General features: G+C 61.4%; 20 protein-coding genes and 1 pseudogene. 10 read left to right on the forward strand and 11 right to left on the reverse strand.

All coding sequences use genetic code 11. The features are described from left to right. Positions 1-126: 126 nt before the first annotated feature. The 7 genes from PLL20_05425 to PLL20_05455 form a co-directional block, all read right to left on the reverse strand. Positions 127-1,035: a dihydroorotate dehydrogenase electron transfer subunit gene (locus tag PLL20_05425; GenBank protein HPD29414.1), complete on the reverse strand. Its 909-nt coding sequence runs from the start codon at positions 1,033-1,035 to the stop codon at positions 127-129. Positions 1,036-1,051: 16 nt separating this feature from the next. After that, positions 1,052-1,645: a hypothetical protein gene (locus PLL20_05430; GenBank protein ID HPD29415.1), complete on the reverse strand. Its 594-nt coding sequence runs from the start codon at positions 1,643-1,645 to the stop codon at positions 1,052-1,054. After that, positions 1,642-2,700: an AAA family ATPase gene (locus PLL20_05435; protein HPD29416.1), complete on the reverse strand. Its 1,059-nt coding sequence runs from the start codon at positions 2,698-2,700 to the stop codon at positions 1,642-1,644. The genes PLL20_05430 and PLL20_05435 overlap by 4 nt, the downstream gene beginning before the upstream one ends. A gap of 331 nt (positions 2,701-3,031) precedes the next feature. Then, entirely contained in the window at positions 3,032-3,559 is a 528-nt protein-coding gene (locus tag PLL20_05440; protein HPD29417.1) for a YeeE/YedE thiosulfate transporter family protein, read from the reverse strand. Continuing rightward, the gene (locus PLL20_05445; protein ID HPD29418.1) at positions 3,556-4,095 is read right to left on the reverse strand and encodes a YeeE/YedE thiosulfate transporter family protein; all 540 of its coding nucleotides are present in this window, start codon (positions 4,093-4,095) and stop codon (positions 3,556-3,558) included. The genes PLL20_05440 and PLL20_05445 overlap by 4 nt, the downstream gene beginning before the upstream one ends. Before the next feature lie 87 nt (positions 4,096-4,182). After that, on the reverse strand, positions 4,183-5,076 hold the full coding sequence (gene amrB, locus PLL20_05450) for an AmmeMemoRadiSam system protein B (GenBank protein ID HPD29419.1): 894 nt from the start codon (positions 5,074-5,076) through the stop codon (positions 4,183-4,185). A 72-nt stretch (positions 5,077-5,148) separates the two neighbouring features. Then, on the reverse strand, positions 5,149-5,799 hold the full coding sequence (locus tag PLL20_05455) for a type II toxin-antitoxin system VapC family toxin (protein HPD29420.1): 651 nt from the start codon (positions 5,797-5,799) through the stop codon (positions 5,149-5,151). Positions 5,800-7,151: 1,352 nt separating this feature from the next. On the opposite strand from PLL20_05455, the gene gyrA reads away from it, so the two are divergent. From gyrA to PLL20_05480, 5 genes and pseudogenes are all read left to right on the forward strand, one after another. Continuing rightward, positions 7,152-9,899, forward strand: a complete 2,748-nt coding sequence (gene gyrA / locus PLL20_05460; GenBank protein ID HPD29421.1) for a DNA gyrase subunit A — start codon at positions 7,152-7,154, stop codon at positions 9,897-9,899. A 695-nt stretch (positions 9,900-10,594) separates the two neighbouring features. Beyond that, positions 10,595-10,807: pseudogene (locus PLL20_05465) on the forward strand (thrombospondin type 3 repeat-containing protein). A gap of 413 nt (positions 10,808-11,220) precedes the next feature. Beyond that, positions 11,221-11,520, forward strand: coding sequence for a hypothetical protein (locus tag PLL20_05470; GenBank protein ID HPD29422.1), 300 nt, complete (start codon positions 11,221-11,223; stop codon positions 11,518-11,520). A gap of 301 nt (positions 11,521-11,821) precedes the next feature. After that, the gene (locus PLL20_05475) at positions 11,822-12,130 is read left to right on the forward strand and encodes a flagellar biosynthesis anti-sigma factor FlgM (GenBank protein ID HPD29423.1); all 309 of its coding nucleotides are present in this window, start codon (positions 11,822-11,824) and stop codon (positions 12,128-12,130) included. A 460-nt stretch (positions 12,131-12,590) separates the two neighbouring features. Continuing rightward, positions 12,591-13,838: a DUF1080 domain-containing protein gene (locus PLL20_05480; protein ID HPD29424.1), complete on the forward strand. Its 1,248-nt coding sequence runs from the start codon at positions 12,591-12,593 to the stop codon at positions 13,836-13,838. Between the two features lie 347 nt (positions 13,839-14,185). Here the strand turns inward: PLL20_05480 and hslU are convergent, their stop codons facing one another. Then, positions 14,186-15,526 (reverse strand): ATP-dependent protease ATPase subunit HslU, encoded by a 1,341-nt coding sequence (hslU, locus tag PLL20_05485; protein ID HPD29425.1) that lies wholly within the window; start codon positions 15,524-15,526, stop codon positions 14,186-14,188. A 137-nt stretch (positions 15,527-15,663) separates the two neighbouring features. Here hslU and PLL20_05490 point away from each other — a divergent pair, with 137 nt between their 5' ends. From PLL20_05490 to PLL20_05510, 5 genes are all read left to right on the forward strand, one after another. Further along, positions 15,664-16,440 carry a hypothetical protein gene (locus PLL20_05490; protein HPD29426.1) on the forward strand — a complete coding sequence of 259 codons (777 nt, stop codon included), beginning with the start codon at positions 15,664-15,666 and terminating at the stop codon, positions 16,438-16,440. 278 nt (positions 16,441-16,718) lie between these two features. Continuing rightward, the gene (locus PLL20_05495; protein HPD29427.1) at positions 16,719-17,003 is read left to right on the forward strand and encodes a hypothetical protein; all 285 of its coding nucleotides are present in this window, start codon (positions 16,719-16,721) and stop codon (positions 17,001-17,003) included. After that, positions 16,996-17,214 (forward strand): type II toxin-antitoxin system HicA family toxin, encoded by a 219-nt coding sequence (locus tag PLL20_05500; protein HPD29428.1) that lies wholly within the window; start codon positions 16,996-16,998, stop codon positions 17,212-17,214. Before PLL20_05495 ends, PLL20_05500 begins: the two co-directional genes overlap by 8 nt. Positions 17,215-17,246: 32 nt before the next feature. Continuing rightward, entirely contained in the window at positions 17,247-17,900 is a 654-nt protein-coding gene (locus PLL20_05505) for a Maf family protein (protein ID HPD29429.1), read from the forward strand. Further along, on the forward strand, positions 17,897-19,603 hold the full coding sequence (locus PLL20_05510) for a TIGR03790 family protein (protein ID HPD29430.1): 1,707 nt from the start codon (positions 17,897-17,899) through the stop codon (positions 19,601-19,603). Before PLL20_05505 ends, PLL20_05510 begins: the two co-directional genes overlap by 4 nt. Positions 19,604-19,641: 38 nt before the next feature. On the opposite strand, the gene PLL20_05515 is transcribed toward PLL20_05510, so the two are convergent. From PLL20_05515 to PLL20_05525, 3 genes are all read right to left on the reverse strand, one after another. Continuing rightward, the gene (locus tag PLL20_05515; protein ID HPD29431.1) at positions 19,642-22,368 is read right to left on the reverse strand and encodes a DUF5054 domain-containing protein; all 2,727 of its coding nucleotides are present in this window, start codon (positions 22,366-22,368) and stop codon (positions 19,642-19,644) included. A 10-nt stretch (positions 22,369-22,378) separates the two neighbouring features. Next, positions 22,379-23,203, reverse strand: a complete 825-nt coding sequence (locus PLL20_05520; GenBank protein HPD29432.1) for a TrmH family RNA methyltransferase — start codon at positions 23,201-23,203, stop codon at positions 22,379-22,381. A gap of 908 nt (positions 23,204-24,111) precedes the next feature. Beyond that, positions 24,112-24,299 (reverse strand): hypothetical protein (locus tag PLL20_05525; GenBank protein HPD29433.1); only part of this gene is annotated, 188 nt, incomplete at its 5' end.

Below are 24,299 nucleotides of genomic sequence, written 5' to 3' on the forward strand. Positions count from 1 at the left end.
CCTTGCCTTGTATCCTGCCCCGCAACCCCCACCTGAGTGCGTTGCCTTACCATTATATGTGCCCCGAGCTTCGAGCGGTATCGCGGACGAATCACCCAGCCGTCAATGAGCGGCAATCCGCCGGCGTCAGCTCCAGACGATCGACCGGCCGTCAAACACGGGTCCATCGGTGCAACAGAGGCTGTATCGCCATCCTTCAGGATCATCTTGGTCGTGAGTTCGGATGACGCACGACTGGCAGGTCCCCATGCCGCAGCCCATCATTCGTTCCATGCACACTTGGCAGGGAATCGACCGCTTCTCGCAGGTCTTGGCCACGGCGGCGAGCATCCTCTCGGGACCGCAGGTGTAGACAACCGCAGATTCGCTGAGTGAGTCGCTCTTGCTGTTGAGATACCGTTCAAAGTGCTCCACGATCAGCCCCCATGCCCCCAGGCTGCCATCGTCCGTGGACACCACCGTGGGAATCTGATGATCGGCGAATTCTCTGAACGCCATAGCCGGTTCGGCACCCGAGATCCGGGCATCGGGAAGGCGGGTCAGCGGCAGAAGGTCGGCGGTCCTCGCGCCGGCAAATGCGATCGTTTGCTTGCCGGCTTGAGCCAAGGTTTCGGCCAGCCAGATCAGCGGGGGCAGGCCGACTCCCCCGCCCACCAGCAGCGCCGCAGGCCGTTGCGGATCGATCGAGAAGGGCCTGCCGAGCGGACCAAGAAAGCTGATCCCGTCTCCGGCAGTCAACTGCGACAGCCAGCGCGTGCCGATGCCCAGAACGCGATGGGTGATGGAGAGCGAGGCCCGTTTGCCGCTGCGCCGCAGTCCGCCGATGCTGAACGGACGACGCAGAAACGCCCCGCCCGCCCGATTCTCCTCCAGCGGGTCGGCACACAGAATCTGAACGAATTGCCCGGGCATAGCCGGGGGGAAATCATCGAACTCCGCTTCAAACCGCCAATGCTCACGGCAAAGGGGTTCGTTGCCGGTAACTCGGCCGACAAATACGCCACGGCCGGATTGGGTCTGTCTGATTGAAGTCATGCTGTCCGTGCCCCGCTCACTCGCGTCCTGCACCTGCAAGGCTCTTCACAGTCATTCCCTCCACACTCGCACCAGTCTCGAGGTTTACCACCAAAGCGCGGCTCGTGAGCCACGCGCATCGCTGCTTCAGGCACTTGCTGAGAACAACCTGTCGGCTCTTCTGCCGTTTCGTTTCGACCGGGGAGGGAGCGTACGCGTCGGTTTCAAGCCAGAGCAGGACACGAATCTCAGTGTTTCGTGTCAGAAGTCGTTCAACGAACGGGCGCGTCAGGTCAGCATGGTTCCTGTGAAAGCCTCCGACGAGTCCGGCAAGAGTATCTCGGGTCTTCACCGCGACCTCCACTGCCAGATCGTCTCCGACACGGGTCTTTGTTTGGATACGGTGCCCGCGGAAGTCCTTGATTTCGAGAAAGAGCAGGAGCTTGGGCCGGGTCGCCACGACGTCAACAGCAGTGGTGCGCCAGCACTCCTCCTCACCCCGGTTGTTCACCACAGTACCTTTCAGCTTCTCCATGACGGCGCGGTAGCAGAGGTGTTCGTCATACTTAAGAACGACCCAGGGATCGCTGAACTCGAACCGAAGATTGCTTTCCGTGATGGTCGTGCTCATCCGGGCTTCCTTCCTGCTGCTCCTGCTTGTCGAAACAGCGCATGCTCGCGGTCATAGTGAGCAGCAAATTCCTCGAGGATTGGATTGTGAGTCAATTCTGCGAGGGTTTCACCCGACTCAATGGTGACCGGGCCTTTATCTGCCCGACTGAATGCGAAGAACCGCATCGGAACCCGCGGGGGAGTCTCATACTCTGCCGCCAGAGAAAGTTCGTGGCTGAGCAAAAAGTCATGCGTCGCAATGAATACTTGTACACCGCCGCGTGTCAGAGTACGAAGGGTCTCGGCAACGCGAGTGACAAGCTTGGGATTGAGGTTCGCCTCGGGCTCGTCCCAGAATAGCAGGCCGTTTTGCATGAGAGAACCATTGGCGATGAGATGCGCCAGCCCGGCGATCTTACGGAATCCCTCCGCAAGTAGATGAGCTTCGATGAAACCATCGGCGGCGGCGACATGGAAACGTCCACCCTCAAGCACCACGCGCCCCCCGAGGATGTGTTCGAGTGGCCGGAGCAGAGAGGCAATGTCCCCGCGACGTGGCCCGCGCAGCGGTTTGGCGCTCAAGGCCACACACAGGTCGTAGTAGGTCTCATCAATGGAGATCTCTCTACGATCATATGTGCCGATGAAGCCGTCAAACATGGCGAGTGTCTCACGCGATGGGACGAAGATGCACCGCTTAGCGGGCGGCGGACCGGGCCACTCAAGGTGCAAACGCCCCAAAGTTGTCAGTTCGAGGGAGGCCGCCCAGTCGCCCAGCCCTAATCTCGCGATCGCCTTCTTTCTTCCTCGAGTTCTGCGGACGAGGCGCCCGATCTCGCCTTTGTCCGGCATGAACACGTTCGCCAGCTTCTCCTTCAACTGGTCATCGGGTGAAACGTGGGACGGTCTGCCTGGTCTCTGTTCTGCCGCCTTGATGATCGAGTAGAGCAGCTTCATGAGATGTGATTTTCCGGTCGCATTCGCCCCAATGAAGACGTTCAGCCCTGGAGAAAACTCGATTTCAACGTTCTCGAAGGCAGTGAACTCCCGGACCTGAATCTTCTTGACTTTCATCTGGCCACCTCAGCAACCCCCGGAGCTTCATCCGGGCGGCAAGCTCTCGGACCTTCGCGCGTTCACAATGGGCGATCTCCAAGGCTGACAACGCCGTGTCGCGACGCGCCCGGATCGGTGACGGCTCGCTTGGTCAGAACATATAGTCTAGCTGCAGATGTCGTGAGGTCCAGCGGCCGGCACGTTTCACGATAAACCCGCCTGCCTGGCTCGCCGCATCAGGTGCCCCAGCAAGTCGACAATGGCTCCAATGGGTGCCAATGGCTTGGTGTGGAGCTCTCACGCGACTCCACCCCGTTCGCCGACTCCAAGCCAGGTGGAAACGCGCCTCTTACAGCCCCTTCTTCTCGAACCAGACGAGCACGACGATGTAGACGACGGCCAGGATGGGAATCACGACCCAAGGGCTCAGACCCAGCACGCTCGCCAGGGTGATCTTTCCGAGCGCGCCCCAGGACAACAGATTCGCCTGCAACGCAGGATAGGCTTCGGCGAACAAGGCGGCCCCCACCAGCATCCCGAGAATGACCCAGACCGCGTGCCAACGACCCTCGGCCACCGCTCCGACCGACGTGCCGGGGCAAAAGCCGGCGATGGCCCAGCCGATGCCGAACAATGCTCCGCCGACCATGTTGGCGGCCAACCGTGTGTCGCGGACCCTCAGCTCGATGAGCCCCAGCGACGCAAGCAAGTTGATGCCGACCATTCCCACAATGATCGCCGAAAGCATGAACTTGAAGATGGTCATGTCCTTCAGAAGCAGGGCCCCGAGCTGTTTCTCGAATCGCAAAACCCGTCCTTGCTGAAGCAACGCACCGAAGAGCACACCCGTCAACAAACCCAACCACTGCTCGTTCATCGCGCACCTGCCTTCCGAACATAGACCAGACGGGCAACCAGAACGCCAACGCCGAAGAAAAACGCGAGGGAGATGAAGCCACTGATGGATAGCTGCATGAGGCCGCTCAGCCCGTTGCCGCTGGGGCAACCGTCGGCCGTTCGGGCGCCGAACATTGCGATGACGCCACCGATAAAACCGCCCAAGGCGCGAACAGCCGCTCGGTTCCCGAACCGTTCCTGCCAGATCGGCGGCACGGCCTCTATCTTGAAGCTGCGATCGATCAGCGAGGCCACAAGCGCCCCCACGAAAATGCCCGCAACCAGCATGAACTGCCAGTCGACTTTGACCTGCTCCTTCGTGTAGTAGGCGTTGTCCTTTACGTGGTCCGGAGCAACGGTCCTCTCGATGAGGCCGGCTGCCCGGACAAAAGTCGTGGAAGTGCCCAGGTATTGAGGCTTTCCCAACAGTTTTGTGGACAACAGCACCGACAGCGTCGCCATAACGCCCAGTAGGGCCCCCGCCCCATAGGGTCTCCACTTCACATTTTTGTTCATGTTTCCTCCTTGTGAAATCCGAACACTCGGAAAGACGTCTTTCCGTTCAGAAGAACGCTTCGTTCAGCAGCGCCTGCCGGAAATGGGTCAAGCGACGCTGCCGGTCTTGACGAGCACCACGCCCGCATATCCCACGGCATCGGCCGACTCGCCCAACCGGTCGCGGGCGACCTCATTGCTGGTAGTATGCCGCAGGACGTACGCTCGGTCGGCCCCCATGACTTTGCCGGCCTCCATGGCAGCGGCAACCGCTCCGCTGCCACAAGCGTTGTGATGCTCGATGGCCTCCGGCACGATCTGATCCGACTTCAGAGCTTCCACCAACTCAAGCAGCCGGCGGTCGTTGACTTCTTTGGCCCATCTCAAGGCCTCCGGTCCGCAACCCATGGGCGTAAACCGGTATCTCGGCCCGTAATGGGTCAGGTCGGTGGAGCCCACGAAGACAGCCTTGCGGCCGAGGGCCTTTGCCTGCTCTGCTACGGCCGCCCCCACCGCGGGGGCCGACGCCGACGGCGGCACAATGAGAGGCAGGATTCTGGCTGAGGGGGCAAGATGCTGAATAAAAGGGACCTGGACCTCGACGGCGTGTTCCAGATCGTGAGCCGCGGCGTCCTCGGCGAGCATCTCCGATCCCGCCAACACGGCATCGGCCAGTTCCTCGTCGACGTCGATCCGGCCCAGCGGGGTCTCCCATGCGCCGGATGCGAAAACAGCCCCCGCAGCGCGTCCGCCATATCGGTGCATGGCTCCGAAGACCACAAAGGTCTCGACCGTACCCTGGCGGGCCAGCAGGGCGATCACCTCGGCCGCGACCGCTCCGCTGAACACCCAGCCGGCATGCGGTACGATTCCGCCGACGGCCAAGCCGGTGAACTTTGCCGGCTCACCGACCTTCGCCAGCAGTGCAGCGATTTCCTGCTCACATTGCCTGCGAGAACCCGGATAGAATTGCCCCGCCACCGCGGGTTCGCGGATCGACATGAGCGACCACCTCCCGCCAGAGCAACCTCCGGATCGTTGGATGATTATGAACCCGTTCCGAGATCCGTGCGCTCAGTCTGCGACGCCGTCGCGCCAAGCCTGCGCGGCGGCAGAGTGACCAGTCTGTCGGCGTACTGACGCTGGTGCTGGGCGATGCGCTGACAGAACACATGCAGGTCGTAGCCCGCCTCTCGCGCCAGTTTGTTCCCCGCCTCTCGGACCCCGCGTATAATCGGATCTTCCCACATCGAACTCACCCCCAAGTTCCTCGGGCGTACATATCACCGGAGATTCTATGCCCTGCTCGGTGTTCAACTCCAGCAGCCGCCGCTTGCTCCAGCCTTGGGCAATATGGCGGCAGTTCCAGGTAACCAGGTAATTCATCCCGTTCAAGGAGGCGATGGCCATGTGCAGTGCGTCCCGGATGGCCTTGGATGGGAGGGGCATTTCGCGCATATACAGCCCGGCAAGGCGCTCGGCCCCCTCGGTGACGGCAAGAATGGGGAAGCTCGATACCAGTGTTAAGCGATCCTGGGCGGCCTCGGCATCTCCTTGTTCGATCTCCTGGATCACGATATCCGAAATGAAGACGTCGTATCGCCCCAGTTTGCTATCCCACCACTCGCGCGTGATCTGTTGGTGAGCGGCCACCAACAGGTCGCGCGAAGGTCGCGACGCTCGATAACTGACAACCGAGGTCTCCATGTAGCGATTGTCGGACATAGCTGTTCGATATCGGCCGGGTCATCGGCTCCCGGGCTCGATGCCCCTGGCACCCGTCCGATTCTATGAATTATCCCTTTGTCTGATGGCGGATGCAACCGGACCGCCAATCGCGGTACAATCCGTGATAAGAGGCCCGGACGAGAACGTCGAGCTGGCGGAAGATGTTCGTGAACACGGACGATATGGAAAACACGCGTCGCGAAATCCGTACCATCCGCCGGACAGCCATCATCTTGTCATCCTTCGCTGCAGTCGTTTTGAGCGGCCTTGCGATCCTCAGTTGCCTGGTACCGGTCAGCCTCGCCGTCCGGTCAACAAGGGCACCGTGGAACACCGCGATGATCCTCAGTGAGTACCGTGGGCGCCTCCGCCTCGATTGGCGCCCCGATACCACGTATGCATTTGGGGAGCCGACCCCGGGTCATTGGTGGGGCAATCTGTTTGTGCCCCCCGAAGAAAGCCAAAGTCAGTCACAGCGAGTCGGCTTGACGGTGCCTGCTTGGGTGCCGATCGCCTGTGCACTCGCGTACCCTGGCTACATGCTGACCCGGCTGCTCGTCAGGAGCCTCCGGCGTGGAGAGCCGAGCACATGCGTCACGAATGCTTGGAGGCGGGCAGAACAGCCTGAGCACCGGCTCGGCCGGCTTGGCTTGAGCATAGCGACCATCGCTCTGCTTCTTGCCGTTCTGGTAGTCTCATTTAGTATCGCCAGTCAATGGCTCAGAGTCACAGTGATAGCATGGCGATTACAGGAAGGTAAGCTCAAAGGTGTGATCTTGAGCTCGGACAGAGGTTGGTGTTACGCCGAAGGCTTCAACGGTCCTCTCAGCGTCGTAGGATGGCACGCATTCACCCACAGGCCGCATGGACAGTTCAGTCTGACCGTTGAGAGACCCCCTGGAGCACTGTACTGTGCAGGTGAAGCTCCCTCGTGGGTACTGATCACCGTCCTTGGAGTGGCCCCCACAATCGTTCTCTGCCACAAGGTCGGTCGGCATAGACGTCTTCGACAACGACGGGCGAGGGGGCGTTGCCTGTCCTGCGGCTACGACCTCACCGGCAATGTCTCCGGCACCTGTCCCGAGTACGGGCGAGCGGTCGGGGACAGAAGCGATTAGCTGTTATGTATTAGCCTTTAGATACTTTAGTAAGTTTTTAGCCTGTATATACTGGTGCCTGTCCGGAGTCGAATTCCGGGCTGCTTGATCGGCCGCGATGGGGATCCATTTGCGGTTTTGATTCGCGTTTTCTTTTCGGCGGTATCGGCTCGACATAACTGCCTGGCTCAATGAAACTTACAGGGAACCGGCAGACTGGCGTTTCGGGCTCAGATCGGCTATAAAACGGCGGTGAAAAGAGACGACTGGATCGACCCCCAAGGAGACCTGATGGCCGACGCTCCCAAGAACCCCCCGACTATCCTGCCAATCGTGGAGGAATTGCAGGATTCGTACCTGACCTACGCGATGAGTGTGATCATGTCCCGGGCCCTGCCGGACGCCCGCGACGGCCTGAAACCGTCGCAACGCCGCATCCTTGTGGCCATGAACGACCTGAACCTCGGGCCGCGGGCCCAGGCGCGCAAGTGCGCCAAGATCTGCGGCGACACCTCGGGCAACTATCACCCCCACGGCGAGAGCGTCATCTATCCGACGCTCGTGCGGCTGGCCCAGGACTGGAACATGCGCTACCCGCTGGTGCTCGGGCAGGGCAATTTCGGTTCGATCGACGGCGACCCGCCGGCGGCCATGCGTTATACCGAGGCCCGGATGGCGCAGGCCGCGGTCGAAATGCTCGCCGATCTCAAGTTGGAGACCGTCGACTTCGAGCCCAACTACGATGAGACGCGCGAAGAGCCTGTCGTTCTCCCGAGCAAGTTTCCAAACCTGCTGGTCAACGGCTCGACCGGCATCGCCGTGGGAATGGCCACCAACATCCCGCCGCATAACATCAACGAGATTGCCGACGCCATCGTCAAGGTGATCGACGAACCGAACGTGACGATCGACGAACTCATGGAAATCGTGCCGGGACCGGACTTTCCCACCGGAGGTATCATTTGCGGCCGTCAAGGGATCCGCGATGCATACCGGACCGGGCGCGGGACGATCACCCTGCGCGGACGCACACACATCGAGGAAAAAAAGGGCCGCACGCTTATCGTCATCGACGAAATTCCCTACCAGGTGCTTCGCACAACGATCAAGGAGCGCATCGTCGATTGCGTCAAGGGCAACATCATGCCCGAGGTGGCCGACGTGCGCGACGAGTCGGACCGCAAGCACGCCACGCGGTTGGTGGTCGAACTGAAGAAGGACGGTAATGCCGACCTGGTGCTTAACCAGCTTTACGAGTACACCGCTCTCCAGACCAACTACACGGTGATGAACATTGCCTTGGTCAACCGCCAACCGCGCACGTTGAACCTGCGACAGATGATCGACGTGTTCATCGATCATCGAAAAGAGGTCATTCGTCGGCGGACGGCGCATTTGTTGCGCAAGGCCCGTCAGCGGGCTCACATCGTCGAGGGGCTCCTCCTGGCCGTCGGCGACATCGACGCGATCATCCAATTGATCAAGCAGTCGCCCGATCCCCCGACTGCCAGGGAGCGTCTCATGGCCCGGCCTTTGCGGCTCCCGGAGAACGCCACGCTGATCCGACTGCTTCCCGAAGCCTTCGTGCGACGTACCACGCGGGAAGACCAGAACCTCAGCGGTACCCAGGCCGACGCCATTCTGTCCATGCAGCTCCAGCGTCTCACCGGGCTTGAGATGGAGAAGCTGGCGGAGGAATATCGCAAACTCACCGAGGAAATCGAAGGCTATGAGGCCATTCTCCGGGACGAAGCACTCGTGCTCGACATCATCCGGGAAGACACCTACGAAATGAAGGAGAAATTCGGAGACAAGCGCAGGACCGAGATCAGCGGGCAGGAGGTCGGCGAGTTCCGAATGGAGGAACTCATTCCCGACGAGCAGATGATCGTGACCATCACCCGCGACGGCTACATCAAGCGGGTACAGGTGGATGCTTACCGCAAGCAGGGTCGCGGCGGCAAGGGCGTCAAGGGGTCGGATATCAAAGAAGGGGATTATCTTGAACACCTCTTCTCGGCCAACACTCACGACTATCTGCTGTTCTTCACCAATCGTGGGCGGGTCTACTGGCTGAAGGTGTACGATATTCCGGCCATGCAGCGGACCAGCCGGGGGCGCTCGATCGCCAACCTGCTGCACATGCTGCCCGACGAAATCCACAAGGCCGTGCTGCCGGTCAGCAGGTTTGAAGAGAAGTTCGTCTTCTTTGCGACGGCCAAGGGCGTGGTCAAGAAAACGCCGCTCGCCGCATTCAGTCGACCGAGACCGAGCGGGATCATCGCCATGAGCCTGGACCTCGACGACGAGTTGATCGGCGTCTCCCAAACCAGCGGCTCCGATGAGATTGTGCTCGGCACCCGCGACGGCTGGGCCGTCCGGTTCGATGAGAATGACGTCCGCGCCATGGGGCGGTCCGCCAGAGGCGTGCGAGGCATTGATCTGCGCGGCGAAGACCGGGTGGTCGATCTGGTGGTGACCAACGAAGGGGCATCGCTGCTGACCGTGTGCGAGAACGGCTTCGGCAAGCGGACGCAGGTCAGCGAGTACCGCAAGACCCGTCGCGGCGGCAAAGGGGTGATCAACATCAAGACCACCGAGCGCAACGGGAAGGTCGTCGCCCTCAAGAGCGTCACCGACAACGACGACCTGATGTTCATTTCCGCCAAAGGCATCGTGCTGCGCACGGAATCGACGTCCATGCGGGAGATCGGCCGTGCCACTCAGGGCGTACGGCTGATACGGCTGGAGGAGGGCGACAAGGTCGTGGCGGTAGCCCGGATCATCCCTGAAGACGAGGACCAAAGACCGGCAGACGCCGAAGCCGGCGCCGCTTCCTCTGAGACGGCGTTGATCGAGGCTGGCGAACCGCCCAAAACTGACCAATCGACCGAGCCGGATGAGAATACAAACCCCTCTGGTGCCGATAGATATGATCGGGAACCGACCGACGGCGAGCCTGAAATGGATCAGCCGCAGGACGGCGAAGAAGCGGAGTGAAGCCCTGACGGCTGGTGGTTTTTGGCTGCGCGGGGGGCCGGGGCGGCTGGCCCGCCCGAGCGCGGTCGGCTGCTTATGCGTAACCGGGGCCGCCCGTGAAGCCCGACAGCCAGGATCAAGGCAAGGGACGAACGCGGCAACCGACAGGCATCGGAGCGGTATAATTCGTCTGGAGACGACCCGAGAGCGAGCTGCCCCCGGGGCGTTATCCCAAAGGCGGATCGCCTTTTTGCGGGCCGCGACCCAAGCGCTCTGCGATCCAGAAACATGCGCGCAAGCCGCACAGATATCTGGCCGTAAGGTTCTAAAGGAGAGTTGACCCTATGCTGACTTTTCGCGGCTTCCTCACCGGCCTGGCCGTCTTTGCTCTCCCGGCATTAGCGCTCACCTTCGCGCCTCCACGCGCCTTTGCTCAGACATCTCGACCGGAGACGCCCCTTGACCATGTCCAGTCCGGCTCCGTTGCCGAACGGGCTCCCGGGCTCTGGATTCGAGATGCCCTTGCCTACTACAGCCGACGGCATGCCGAGATGATTAATCCACCCGGCCCGGTCAACGCCGAGGTTCAGGGCCCATCCGCAATGCAGGAGGTTGCCCAGGCTTTTGCGGATGGCATCGTGCAGCTTATTCAGGATGTCTTCAAGGCCTGGGTTGCCGCCGCAGTACCTCCCGGCGGCTTCCCCGGCACTTGGACCGATTTGGACAACGATGGCATCCGCAACCGGTTGGACAATTGCATGACGGTGGCCAATCCCGGCCAGACGGACACCGACGGCGACGGGGCTGGCGACGCATGTGACTCCGATGATGATGATGACGGCATCGAGGATTCCATCGACAATTGTCCTGCAGTCTCCAATCCTGATCAGGCTGATGCCGACGGCGACGGCACCGGAGACGCATGCGAAGCGTCATGAGAACGTCCTCTGATTCCTGCCCAGGGATTGAACAGCAGACAAGATACTGATGCTCAGCACGCGCAAAGCGGCGGCTTTGGAGTCTAGCCGGCAGGCTCGTTCATCGGTGCGGCTTCGCACGGCGCAGGCGGTCGGTTGTTCCGTGACCGCCCTGCTGTGCGAAGAAGAGATTCCGGGCTTCCGCTCGGCTGACGGTGCCGGTAAATGGGCCTGATAGGGGTGCTGCCCGCAAGCACTCGTGACGCGCAGAAGTCGCGCCGGGACGCGCAACAAACACCCGTCAAATCGCCGAAAGTTCTTTCGGGCCGACGGCCGATGACTCATCCACGACCAGCAGGAGCCTGATCGGAAAACGCGGGAATACACCTCTCCCTCTTGGGAGTTGAACCTCAGGAGCGACCCATATGACCAAGCAGGACATCATTGCCGACATTCGTATGCGTAATTGCTCCGCCTCGGAAGAGTTCCTCGCCACTTTCAGCGAGGAAGACCTCCTGGCGTATCTCTCGAATTTGAAAGAGGTTGTGCCCACTCCGGTCGTCGGCCAGCCTCGTTCCGCCCAGGATCGGCACGCTCCTGGCAGGCTTTTTGGCCCCAGCCGCATCCCGTTTTTCAGGTCCTATAAACAATATATGGTGCGCTCAACGCACGCAGATACAATATCTTGCATAAAAAAGAGCCGAAATCGCGCCCAGCTACGTTGATTCTTCTCAAGAACGTCCGCTAGGAACGTCGATAACAGTATTGGTGCGAGAGCACCGTGAGAGCGGGTTGACGGATCGGCCCTTCACGCAATCCTGGTGGGGGTCAGTTAAAGTACTCACCGGCGTTTCATGGAGGAATGCCAAGTTCAATGGCATGGGTTGTCTTGCGCCTGTGCCGGAGGTGAGGAGGTCCTAAAACCCGAAGTGGCAAGTGCAGTCGGATTCGCAAGGCGCAAGCCGGTCACGCTGCTTTTGAGCGTGGAGTCCTCAAGGTTTCGCGACCGGAACAGGGTGATTGCCGATGAACGACATTCCGCCAATCAAGGCAACAGCCAACCCGGTCGGGCTGAGGCTCCCCGCCGTGCCGGACCAAGCGGGGGATGAGGAGGCTCGGCAGGCCCGGACAACCGCTCCAGTCCAGGCAGACCGCGTGGATATATCAGAAATGGGACAGTTGCTCAGCACGCTGGACGTCGGTTCACAAATCCGGGTTGATAAGGTGACGGAGATCCGTGAGGCGATAGCCAACGGCACGTACATCACGGACGCGAAGATCAACTACACAGTAAGCCGGCTCATGGAGGAGCTCAAGGCGAACGAGGAAATCTAGAGATCTAGACCTCGACCGAACACACGGGTTCGGCCGACAAAACCAACGTCTCACGTACAAGCCCACGATCCTGCAATCGTGGGCTTTTGCTTTGGGTGCCGTTCGCATCGTCCACAATCACGGTTCCGCTTGTCGCCCGACACTGGGGGTTCGAAGTCGTCCACAATTGCCCCCGCGTCTGAAACGGCCGCCCACCGGTGCCCTTCCTCAAAACGCGTCGATTGAAATGACGCGCCGGTCGAGGTTTGCGCCTCTGGCTTGCGAGAGGCCATCGGGATCAACCGGCTCGGACTTTTCCGGTCTGATTGAACTGTCGGCGTTCGCCGACTCGCGAAACCACGGACGGCAAGTTGAAAAGTGGGGCCGGATATGCTTGCCAACATTGGGCTAGACGGAGACAATGCCGAATCCTGCAATTGAGCAATGACTCAACAAGGACAACGCTGAACGGGAGGCAATCATGGTTAAGCGATTCATGGTGATTGGGGCGAGTATGCTGTTAGCGACCGGCTCGGTGTTGGCGGCCGAGGAGGCGACAACGCAACCGGCAGCGGCGAAGGTTGTGGCGGCTGGACGATGGAATCTCACGGTGACGATGACGGTCGAGAAGACCGATCCGTCGGGACAGAAGAAGACCGACACCTGGTCGCATCCCGCCTGGCTGGCTATTGAAAAGCAGGGCGGCAAGCACGTCGGGCGATTCCTCGGCGGCGCCGGCAGCGTTCATCCGATTGGGGAGGTCAAAGTGGACGGTCTCCGCGTCGAGTTCAACGCCGGCGATCGCAAGTGGTCCGGAGTGATCGACAATGACACCATTAGCGGAACATGGGAGAAGGGCCAGGAGAAGGGAACATGGTCAGGTAAGAGATCCGTTCCGAAGACCGATGTGGCGGGCACATGGACGATCAGGCCGCTGGGCACCCCCATCGAGCGGCCGGCGACCGTCGAACTGACCCAGGCGGACCGGCAGATCACCGGCACCTACAAGGAAGACGACAAGAAGTATCCGATCGCCGATGGCGTGGCCAATGCGGGCATCATTCGGTTCACCGTCGAGCTTCCGTCCGGGAAGAAGACTTTCGGTGCCGCCGTCAAGGGAGACCTGCTCGATGACGGTATGATTCTTACGCAGGCCTCGAGGCTGGGTGGCAGCTTCAAGGGATACCGCCAGCGGAAATGGGGCGCACCCGTCGAGTTGTTCAACGGCAAGGACCTGAGCAACTGGGAGCAGTTCGGAAACGAGAAAGAGAAGAACTGGAAGGTCGTCGACGGCATCATGACCACCACCGGCGGCGCCAACATTGTCTCCAAGCAGAAATTCCGCGACTTCCGCCTGCACGTGGAGTTCATGGTCCCGCCAGGCGGCAACAGCGGCGTGTATCTTCGGGGGCGGCACGAGATCCAGGTTGCCGACAGCATCGGCAGCACTCCGCCGAGTTGGCACGATTGCGGAGCCATTTACAGCCGCATCGCCCCGGCGGTCAATGCGTGCGGGAAGGCCGACACTTGGCAGACCTTCGACATCACCATGGTCAGCAACTACGTCACGGTCATTCTCAACGGCCAGATCATTATCGACAGCGAAGAAGTCGAGGGTATCACCGGCGGCATGCTTGACTCGAACGAGGAAGAGCCCGGACCGATCTACCTGCAGGGCGATCACGGCAAGATCAGCTATCGCAAGATCACCGTTTGGCCGGCGGAGTGATCGGATCGTGCCGGTTTTCGGCTGCAAGCCGCAAGAGCGGCCCAATGAGTAGCGCACGGGCAGGGGAGGGGAGAGCTGTCGCAGGACGGATCAGCGTCGATAGTGGCAGCTCGTGTGCTGCGCGGTTGCGGCATTAATTGTGCGGGGCAGAGGCGGTCCGTGCTGCAAGCCCGAAAAGAAGCTGACCAGCGGCCGGCTTGATTTATGCTTGGTTCCTCTGCCTTCGGGCTTTGCCTGCTCGTTCTCCCCCGCCCTTAGTCCCTTCCGTCGCAACTGGTGCGCATTTTGCGCGCATGTTTCTGGATCGCAGAGCGGTTGGGTTGCGGCCCGCAAGAAGGCGGTCCGCCTTAGAGGATGAACCGGCTTACATCCTCGTCCTTGATGATCTCGGCCAATCGCTTCCGCACGTCGGGCTCATCGATGATTACCGCCTCACCCGATCGTTCGGAAGCGCCGAACGACAGGTCCTCGACCACCTTCTCCATAATGGTATACAGCCGCCGCGCGCCGATGTTGAGCGTATTGCGGTTGACCTGCCACGCGATCTCGGCCATGGCCTCGATCGCCGAGGGAGTGAAATCGAGCTTGACTCCTTCGGTGGCCATCAGGGCGATCTGCTGGCGCGTCAGGGCGTTCTGCGGCTGAGTCAGAATGCGAACAAAGTCGTCCTTGGTCAGGTCGCTCAACTCAACGCGGATGGGAAAACGGCCCTGAAGCTCGGGCATCAGGTCCGACGGCTTGCTGATGTGAAAGGCCCCGGCGGCAATAAACAGGATGTGGTCGGTGCGAACCAGGCCGTGCCGGGTGCCTACGGTGCTGCCCTCGACGATGGGGAGCAGATCCCGCTGCACCCCCTGGCGAGAGACATCGGGCCCGTGCAGGCTGCCGGTGCCGGCGATCTTGTCGATCTCGTCGATGAAGATGATGCCACTGTTTTCGGTCCGGCGAATGGCCATCTCGGTCACTTTCTCGCGGTCGATCAGCTCGTCGCAAGCCTGCTGGAAGAGCACCTTGCGTGCCTCGCGCAGCGGCAAACGGCGATTCTTGCGCTGTTGAGGGATGAGCTTTTCGAAGAAACTCTGGATCTCCGGATCGAGCTGATCGACGCCGAAGGTGGCCATCATTCCGGCCGGCATGGGCCGCTCTTCAGCGGTGATCTCGATGTCGCGGTCGTCGAACTCGCCGTCCCGCAGCTTCCGGCGGAATTTCTCTCTCGTGCGGTGACGTTTCTGGGCCGTATCGCTGTTCGGGTCATCATCCTCGTCGCCGGTTCCGGCGGGCAGGAGGGCGTCGATCAGGCGCTCCTCGGCGATCCGCTCGGCCTCCTGGCGGACGACCTCGGTCTGTTCGGCGCGGACCATGTGAATGGCCAGGTCGAGCAGGTCGCGGATCATGCTTTCGACGTCCCGCCCGTGGTAACCGACCTCGGTGTACTTGCTGGCCTCGACCTTCACGAACGGGGCGTTGACCAGCCTGGCCAGCCGCCGGGCGATTTCGGTTTTGCCCACCCCTGTCGGCCCGATCATGAGGATGTTCTTGGGGCCGACCTCACTGCGCATGTTCTCGGGCAACTGTTGGCGCCGCCAGCGGTTCCGCACGGCGATGGCCACTGCCCGTTTGGCTTCGTCCTGACCGATGATGTATTGATCCAAAGCTTCGACTATTTGTCTGGGGGTCAGCTCTTTCATAACTCGCGTGTATTGCTCCTGTGACGATCTTCAACTTATCGCCGGCCGACATTCTACCGGAAACCGGGCTCATAGAGCAGTGGCCGGGGGAGCGTCGATGATTCGCAGACACCATCCGCAAGCAGTATCATGCTCTCATGATCGCCCCCGGCAGTCCGAGCGAGGAAGGCTTCTGCGCCAAATGCCGCTACCCGCTGCGCGGCCTGCCCGAGCCGCGATGCCCGGAATGCGGTAGCGAGTTTGATCCCGCGAACGCTCGCACATTTCTTGTTGCGACACAACGATGGGCCTTGGGGCCGGTCTCCCGGCGTCTCTGGAACCCTCCGACATGGAAGCTTCACGCCCTGTCCGCCGTACCAGCGTTGCTGATTCTGTTCAGCTATTCGGTGCCCGGTCAAGTCACCGTTTTTCGGGATCTCGGCACTCTTATCGCGATGGTCCTGCTGGTGTCGTGGCTGTTGCGCCTCATTTTGTCACTGGCTGTTGAAATCATCTATCGCCCTCCTCTCGATCAGAGGCGTGCCCCAGGGCCATGGCTGCTGACGCCCTTGATCATCTTCGTGACAGCCGTTCTCTGCCGCTTGGACGTGCCGGCACATGTGGCGTTCGCTCTCAGCAGGCCGTCTCTTGATCGCCTCGCCGCCCGAGCGGCCACCACACCATTGAGTCCGCCCCTCATGGACCGGTGGGTTGGCGTGTATCCCATCAAAGAAATTCGCAGAATACACGGCGGCATGCGGATATGGGTTTGGGGAACCTACGGCCTCGGCGGCGGGTTCGCCTGGTTCCCGCAAGGGCCGCCCGTCAGCAATGAATACGTCTACTTTCATTGGTGCGATTCCTGGTACGGCTGGCATGACATGGCACGGGGGGGACGGTCACTGGCATCCGGAGACTTGTGGCATTTCAGATAGTGCCATTGGGCTGCCCGTTGTCGGGCCACCGAGCCGAATGGATCCCCGACACTCTGGGCGGCTCGGTTGGTGGCTTCGTTGGCGGTGGGTCTCTGGTACAGGCCAGAGACCGAGGACACGAAATCCGCAATCCGTTGGGCGTTGCCACCCGGGTTGTTTGCTTTGGCAGGTATCCTGTATGCGTTGAACGTTCCACTGTTCGTGGTATTTGTGTTGCCGAGCCGTGCCCGTGCCAGGGATGGCTAGCCGCTTCTCAGCAGATTTGATACACTGGAAGCATGCGAAACGCCCCTCTTCGATTCGAAGGCTTCGTGTTGCGATCCGGCCGCAAGTACGAGTCGATCTGCCCCGACCTCGATGTGGCCAGCTTCGGCAAAACGCCCGCCGATGCTCGGAAGGCCCTGCTGGAAGCCTGTCGGCTTCACGTGGAGTCAGCGATCGAGTGTAATCTTCCCTATCTTCGCCCCGTGCCTCCTGACGATCACCCATTAAGGGAAGAGCCGTCTCGCATTGTTGAACGCTTCATGGTCACGATCGAGATCGCGGTCAAAGCTCATGCCTGAATTGCCCGTGTTAACAGCGAGACAAGTGATTCAAGCCCTATCAGTATTGGGATTCACCACATTGAGGCAGCGGGGCAGCCACCTGCAGATGAGGCGGGGGAACCGGATGGCCACCGTACCTCTCCATCGAGGTGACATCCCGCCGGGGACCTTGAAATCGATTTTGCGACAGGCCGGGATTACCGTACAGGAGTTGATCGATTCTTTGTAAGAGGCGATTGTTCGATACAGGTGCCGATGCCAATGCCCAATGGCACGTGCTACGAAGCCCGGCCGATCATCCTGGCCTCGCAGAGTCCGCGGCGGGTGGATCTGCTGCGCGAGGCGGGGATTGCCTTTGAGGCAGTTGCGCCGACCTGCGTCGAGCCGGACGTCGCCACATGGATGCGCAGTCCGGAGGAGTTCGTCCAGTTGGCGGCGTACCAGAAGGTATCGAGCGTAGCCGAGAGATATCCCGATCGGGTTATCCTGGGGGCCGACACGGTGGTAGCCCTCAACGGGCGCATGTACGGCAAGCCGGCCGACCGTGACGACGCCCGACGCATTCTTTCGGCGCTGGCCGGCGTGACCCAGGACGTGATCACCGGCGTGACCATCCTCCAGCCTGCCAAGGGCAGGCAGCTTGTCGAGTGCGACGTGACCCGGGTGACCATGCGGCCGATGTCCGAAGAGGAAATCGAGGTCTATCTTGATAGTGGCGAGTGGGAGGGCAAAGCGGGGGCCTACGGTATCCAGGGCACGGCCGACCGATTCGTCGAGAAAGTGGAAGGCAGCTTCAGCAACGTTGTCGGCCTGCCGGTTGAACGGGTGCTTCGCATGCTGGCCGAGTTCGACATCCGACCGACATACGGTTTCTCGCGTCAGCCACGGGTGAGTGACGCTCAGGAGTGCGAGTGATTCCTGCAACATGGATTGTGATCGTTGCCTCAAGCTTTGCTGCGAACGAGTACTCGCCGCTGACGGCGGGTGAACTGTTACTCGTGTACAACGACGCGGATGTCAGCTCGCGAACCCTGGCCAAGCACTATGCTGAGCTCCGGGACGTGCCTCGCGATCAACTGTGCCCGCTGGTGATCATGCGGGTTGGCGAGGAGATCGCCCCTGCCGATTTCGAGCGGCTGATCCGTGAGCCAGTTCGCCGCTACCTGGAGGAGCACGGTCTTCGGGACAAGGTTCGTTGCCTGGTGACCTTCTACGGTCTGCCGATTCGCGTCGGTCGGCAAACACCGTCAGTTGCGCAGCAACAGTTACTGGTCAAATGGCGGCCGCGACTCAAGCGGGAGATTCGCGAGTTCGAGGCGATGCTGCGGCAGCTCGAGAGCGTGGCCGGACTGGCTTCCCGTCCCGCCGAGGTGAGACCACCCGATGAGAACGATCTTCCCAGACTGTTGCAGCAGTACGTCAAGGCCCGCGAGGCCGCAATCAAGCTCATGGCCGGTCCGTCCGCGCAGCCTGAGAACGAAGAACGCCGCCGCAACTGGCTGGAGCTGATGCAGAAGGCCGAAGGACAGGCGTTCGTGGCGACCCATCTGCAGGTGGTTTCCGGAGACGGTGACCAAGCCGTACGCCGGCAACTCGAACGGCTTCGCGAATCGGTTTCCGCGGACGACGCTCGGGTCCAGCAGATACTTGCCGAAGGGATCGAGTCGTCTTCCCGCGAGGAGGCATGGCAGATACTCCAGCGCAACCGCGGCCTGCTTGCCCTGTTGTCCGCGATCCAAAGGGATATTCAGTCCATCCAACCGGAGGAAACCGAAGCATCCGTGGACAGTGAACTGATGCTCCTGTGGTGGCGCGACTATCCGCGATATCGCTGGGTGGTCAACACACTGAACTGGCAACGGCGGGCGGCGGCCGAGCAGCAGGTTGCGCAGTACGAGCCGCCGTGGCTCTGGAGGACGCTGATGGTCAGCCGGATTGATGCCGGCAGCGCCGCCGTCGCCCGCCGGATGATCGACCAGGCGATCACCATCGAGAAAGTTGGCATGACCGGCAAGTTCTACATCGACGCCCGGGGGCTCAAGCCCGACGGCAATTACGGTGATTACGATGAGAGTCTTCGGAAGCTCGCCCGGATGTTGCAGAACGCGGGAAGCATCCCTGTCGTGCTGGACAATCGGGCCGACGTGTTCCAGCCCGGCCAGTGTCCTCAGGCAATTCTCTATTGCGGCTGGTACAGCCTGCGCAAGTACGTGCCTGCCTTTACGTTCGTTCCCGGGGCGGTGGGCTTTCACGTCGGCAGCTTTGAGGCGGCGAGCCTCAAAGGCCCCAAGGAGACCGGCTGGTGCAAGAACCTGCTCGACGACGGCGTCATTGCCACCATTGGCCCGGTAGCCGAGCCGTATCTGAACTCGTTCCCGCAAGCCGACCGTTTCTTCGGCCTGTTGCTCACCGGGCGCTACACCCTTGCCGAGTGCTACGCCTACACGCTGCCGTTCAACTCGTGGATGCAGATGCTGCTGGGCGATCCGCTATACCGGCCGTTTGCCCGCAGCCCGGTGTTGACGGTTGAGGATGTGTATGATCCGCGGGAAATCCCGAGAGCGTTTCGGCAGCGTGCGACCAGTCAGCCTGCCACCGATTCCGCGGACAATAAGTAGGCCGCAACGTCGTCGGTTCTCTGCCGGCCGCTTCCTGATCACTCTTCTCGCAACGTCGGCCCGGCCTGCTCTTGCTCGGCGATCAGCAGGCTCAGTGGGGCAAAGCGGGTCATCGGCACCTCGAAGACGCCTTCCTTCACCGGAATCGGTTCACCTGAAGGCCGCCCCCGCAGATCGCACGGCAGGACGCTTGTGGGCCGCAACCCGTCGGGCAGTTGAACGCGGCAGGGTTGATCGCTGCCGATCTGCTCCCACAGACGCAGAAGCAGCCCGTGGCCGTCGGGGTTCGGTCCTAACGCGGTCACCAGGACGCCCTTGCGCGACAAGGTCAGGCCGGCGCGGGCCGGCGGAAGGGTTCCGGCCTTTCCTTTGACCAGTATTGCCTGGCAATGAACGCGGGCCTCCATCGCCGGAGTGACGAGGGCGTCCTCCTCGGCCGTGCCCGAAATCGGCCACAGACGCACGCGGCACGACCATGCGCCGCCGATCCATTGCACGAAATTCGTGGACCATTGGTTGTTGAACAGATTCACGTACACCATCGGTCGTTTGGGAACGAAATCCCGCGAGAACTTCCACAGGCCGCGCTCGTCGAGGCAGACCAGCGGTGAATCGATCGGGCAGATACCCGCGCCTTTGCCCTTGGGGGCGGTGAGGGTCAAACCGGTGGTCAGCGCATAGACCATGTGGTTGGCCGATGGCTGCACGTCGCGGGCGGGGTCGACGACGCACCCGAGGCGCCCGAGCCGAAACACAGGCTGATCGATCCGTAAAGGCAGGCAAAGCCATCCGGCTTCGGGCCACGGAGTAGCCTGCTTGTCGGAGACCTTCCATTCGAAATCGACGAACGGTAAATCCTCGTAGAGGCGAATCGTCAGACTGACGCGGCCGTTGAAAAGCTCGGACGGCTGAGCAGCGAGGATGATCCGCGTCGAGACCGGACCGTGGTCGATGGTGTGCGAGAAGCGCGGAGGCGAGAACACGCTGTGAGGAACCTGGTCGGCCGGCGGCATTCCGGGTTTGCCGAAGTCGCCTTCGAGCCATGGAGCCTTGCCTCTCGTGTAAACGTCGAGGAATTGCGAGACATCGTCGGCGCCGTAGCGTTCATAGACGAACTGACCAAGCCCGATTCCGTCGATCTCGCCGGCAAGGTTCTGATCACTCTGCTTGTCATAAAGCGAAGTAATGGTTCCGCGCGTCGTATCGATGCGGACGCGCCATCTCGGGTTTTCGACAACCTGCAGAGCATCGAACGAATCCGCCCTTTGCCATGCCGTTTTGCCCGTGGGCGAAACGGTTCCGGCACTGTCGAGCACAAAAGTGCGATAGCCGAGCGGCGGGACCCCGTGGGCGACGAAAGAGAGCTGCTCATCCTTCAGTTCCGCCGGGACAGACCGTCCGGTCTCCAGATCGCGGACCTTGCCCACGGTCGCCTGCGACCACGGCAGACTGACCACGTCATCCCGTGACCACGGCAGCGGGTTGAACACGACGATCCGGGTTCCTTCGACGTTGACAGCGGCGGCCAGTGCCCGAATGCCCTCCCCCAGCGTCGGCCTGATCAGTTCCTCAACTCGACGGATATAGGCTGCATGCTGGCCCCACGACTGTTCAAGCTTGACGAAGGTGCCTTTGTCGTACTCATCCTGCCATGCCTGCCCATAGAGGCGCGGAAACCGCTTGCCGTCCAAGCCCCAGGTGTGCTCGCCGAAAAGGAAGCTCTGCTCGTAAGCCTCAGCGATCGTCCCGCTCATGTCCACGTCACCGACGCGCCACAGGTCAAGCAGCGTGCCGAGCGATTCGGTCGCCCCGATGAGCGGACGCACGCGGCGGGCCAGGCCGCTCTCGACCGGCATCGACATGATCCCGTGAATCCAGGTGTCGGGCATGTCGGCGCGGACGACCGGTAGATCCGGCTTCTCTGCAAGAATGGCATCGGCGAAGTCCGACAGCCGGCCCATGCGGATCTTGACATCGGGCAATTCACTCTTGGCCTGTGCCAACAGCTCTTGTATCTGCTCGGGCGTCGGTGGTCCATGGTTGTCGCCCGTGTGGATCAGGGCCAGCCAGGCGGCGTGCGACCAGTCGGCCGGCGGCGTGAGGCCTGTGCCGTAGGCGGGAGATTGCATGGTGAGCACGCGACTGCCGTCGGGCCCCTCCCACCAGAACAGCACCGGCACATCCGGCGGCGTGCTCAGGCGGTTGCAGCCCAGGTGCAGGAAGGTCACGCCTGCCTGGGCCAGGATCGTGGACAGCGCCCAGGCGTGCGACGGCACGTCGGTCATCTTGGCGTCGCGGGGCAACTCCTGACCGAACTGCCGGGCCAGACGCGACGAGAAACCCATGCCGCGGACGAGGTCTTCGAGTTCGAGCGACTCGGTGTGCGTCGTGCCCGGCAGAGCGTGCCAGACAAGGCGGCTCTCGCGGATCATCGCGACGATGCGCTCACGCCGCGCATCCGTCTGCAGCGGACCGAGAATGTGGCTCAACGGCCAGCCGGGCAGAGTCCACACGAACCGCTGCTCGGGCGGCAGATCTCGCGTCTGGTCGCAAACCGCCAACGCCTTGTCGATCATCGTCGTGCGGTAGTAGTCAAGCACGTTGGACACCAGGTCGGTATAGCCGATGTCGAAATGCGTCTTGCAGACGACGACGACTTCTTTCACCTGTGCCGGCGAGGTTGTCTGGGCGGCCAGTCGCGAACTCGCCATCGAAAGAAGAACTGCTATCAGGCAGAGACGCCGAATGATTTGTTCATCCTTCATCCTTCCGCCTTCATCCTTTCTCAACGAAGCCCGAACCCTTTGATGGCCCCGCAGGCGCTGACTTCTTTCCGTAGACCGCAAACTCGTCGATCTGCTGCGCCAGCCCGATGAGAATCTGTGCCTCGGCCCGCGTCAGCCGTGCCCGCGAGAGAATGTTTCGGATCGGAAACATCAGGTGATCGGGTTTTTCGGGCCTCAGGTATCCGATAGTCAGCAGAGCATGTTGCAGCTTGATCATCAGCCGATTCATCAGTTTCAGGTCGGCCGGGTCCAAGCACCGTTTCGGGTGCCCCTTCGGTTCCGGCGCGCCGGCCACGGCCACAAACGTCTCATACAGGCAGATGGCCACTGCGTGCGAGAGATTCAGCGTGCCGTAGGCAGGGCTGGCCGGGATGTTCACCACCGCGTCGCAGTTGACCAAATCCTCACGCGACAGCCCATTGTCCTCGGTCCCGAACAGGATGGCGACGTCGCCTTCGCCGACGTGCTCGGCCAGGACGCGGGCCATCGCCGGCGGAGTCAGATCGTCGGCTTGATGAACCGGCCCGCGCCGTCGGCTGGCCCCCACCGCATACACCACGCCATCCAGCGCCTCGCTCAGCGTCGGGACGATCCGGGCCGAGGTCAGCCGGTGCTCGCCGTGCGTGCTGCGCTGCAAAGCCTCTCTTGAAACCGCGCTGGCCTTCGGCTCGACCAGCACAAGCTGCCCGGCATCGAAGTTCTCCATCAGCCGGGCGACCGCCCCGATGTTGCCGGCCACCTGCGGGCGCACCAGGACCACGCGTACGCGCCGCATCAGATCGAGACGACCGTTGGCCGCTTGTTTGTCAGTCATGGCTTCCGTCACCGGCGGTGATTCTACTCGAACCGGCCAAGAAGTGTCCTCACCCCACAGTCGGCCCATCTGTCGCGATTCCGCGTCCGGCGATCCTGGTCGTGTGCCGATGCTTCTTGAACCTGTTGTCACCGACATCGGTCAGGAGACGAGAACGCCGGCACAACTGATGCCTCGGTTGCACAAGAATCTCCGCAGGTCTGCAGAAGAGTACGTTTGGAGCGGGCGTTTCGCGCTGAAATACGGCTGCCGCCGGATCTCACCGGCGGCGACGTTCAAGGGCGACGACAGAACACGGCCCATTCTCAATTCCACATTCACAATTCTTCATTCCCCGGCGTTGCAGTATGCAACGCTGGGGTTAAAACACCGCCCCTCTGGCTGCTGACAGCCGAATGCTGACCGCTGAATGCCGAGTGCCGACCGTACCTGCCCCAGCGGCCCGTCACCACCAAACCCTGAGGAGTCTTCACATTTCAACGATCGTTCGAGAAGACTCAACTACACCCTTGACGTTCTATAGCGGGTCTTTTCCGGGCCCTTTTCCTGGCGCGTCCACAGTCTGCCCTCCCGCAAAGCCGGCGGGGGTCCTTACGCACCAGGGAGTAATTCTTTAGCCAAGGCTTGACACGCGGAGGAGCGTACCGGTAATATGCATATGGTTCAATGCGCCAGTCCGGCTTGCGGGAATCCCACCGGCCGGGCCGTGAGAGGAGGCAAGAACAGGGCCAAGAGAGCCCGAACGGAACGTACGTAGCTGATTGAATATCAGCGTTACAGACTTGGGCGCTTATCTGAAAACCGCCAGCCAGGGTTCTTCCTGGAAAATGCCAAAACGCACAGGGCTGGGCGCACTCCCGCATGGGAGTGTCGTCCTGGTCCGTGCTTGGCGTGGGTCTGGCGACCCTTCAGATAGTGCGGGTCCTTGGCGGCACTTCCTTTTTCTTGTCGCCGTATCCCGCCACCCGCTGCGACTGATCTGCGAACCGATGACCTGATTCTCCGGCGCATTGCGACGGCATTTCGGGAGTGGTGAGTGTATTTGCCAGCGTCGTTCTGAAAGTGCAGAGATTTCGCCGGTTTGAATATGTAGTCT

This window comes from Phycisphaerae bacterium (genome assembly GCA_035384605.1).
In the GTDB taxonomy this organism is placed as follows: Bacteria; Planctomycetota; Phycisphaerae; order UBA1845; family PWPN01; genus JAUCQB01.

Coding starts and splice junctions, on each gene's coding strand:
- PLL20_05470 (HPD29422.1), top strand. CDS start 11,221: ATGACCAAGCAGGACATCATTGCCGACATTCGTATGCGTAATTGCTCC.
- PLL20_05505 (HPD29429.1), top strand. CDS start 17,247: ATGCCCAATGGCACGTGCTACGAAGCCCGGCCGATCATCCTGGCCTCG.
- PLL20_05455 (HPD29420.1), bottom strand. CDS start 5,799: ATGTCCGACAATCGCTACATGGAGACCTCGGTTGTCAGTTATCGAGCG.
- PLL20_05440 (HPD29417.1), bottom strand. CDS start 3,559: ATGAACGAGCAGTGGTTGGGTTTGTTGACGGGTGTGCTCTTCGGTGCG.
- PLL20_05430 (HPD29415.1), bottom strand. CDS start 1,645: ATGAGCACGACCATCACGGAAAGCAATCTTCGGTTCGAGTTCAGCGAT.
- PLL20_05490 (HPD29426.1), top strand. CDS start 15,664: ATGATCGCCCCCGGCAGTCCGAGCGAGGAAGGCTTCTGCGCCAAATGC.
- PLL20_05500 (HPD29428.1), top strand. CDS start 16,996: ATGCCTGAATTGCCCGTGTTAACAGCGAGACAAGTGATTCAAGCCCTA.
- PLL20_05425 (HPD29414.1), bottom strand. CDS start 1,035: ATGACTTCAATCAGACAGACCCAATCCGGCCGTGGCGTATTTGTCGGC.
- amrB (HPD29419.1), bottom strand. CDS start 5,076: ATGTCGATCCGCGAACCCGCGGTGGCGGGGCAATTCTATCCGGGTTCT.
- PLL20_05435 (HPD29416.1), bottom strand. CDS start 2,700: ATGAAAGTCAAGAAGATTCAGGTCCGGGAGTTCACTGCCTTCGAGAAC.
- hslU (HPD29425.1), bottom strand. CDS start 15,526: ATGAAAGAGCTGACCCCCAGACAAATAGTCGAAGCTTTGGATCAATAC.
- PLL20_05520 (HPD29432.1), bottom strand. CDS start 23,203: ATGACTGACAAACAAGCGGCCAACGGTCGTCTCGATCTGATGCGGCGC.
- PLL20_05445 (HPD29418.1), bottom strand. CDS start 4,095: ATGAACAAAAATGTGAAGTGGAGACCCTATGGGGCGGGGGCCCTACTG.
- PLL20_05515 (HPD29431.1), bottom strand. CDS start 22,368: ATGAAGGATGAACAAATCATTCGGCGTCTCTGCCTGATAGCAGTTCTT.
- PLL20_05475 (HPD29423.1), top strand. CDS start 11,822: ATGAACGACATTCCGCCAATCAAGGCAACAGCCAACCCGGTCGGGCTG.
- PLL20_05495 (HPD29427.1), top strand. CDS start 16,719: ATGCGAAACGCCCCTCTTCGATTCGAAGGCTTCGTGTTGCGATCCGGC.
- PLL20_05480 (HPD29424.1), top strand. CDS start 12,591: ATGGTTAAGCGATTCATGGTGATTGGGGCGAGTATGCTGTTAGCGACC.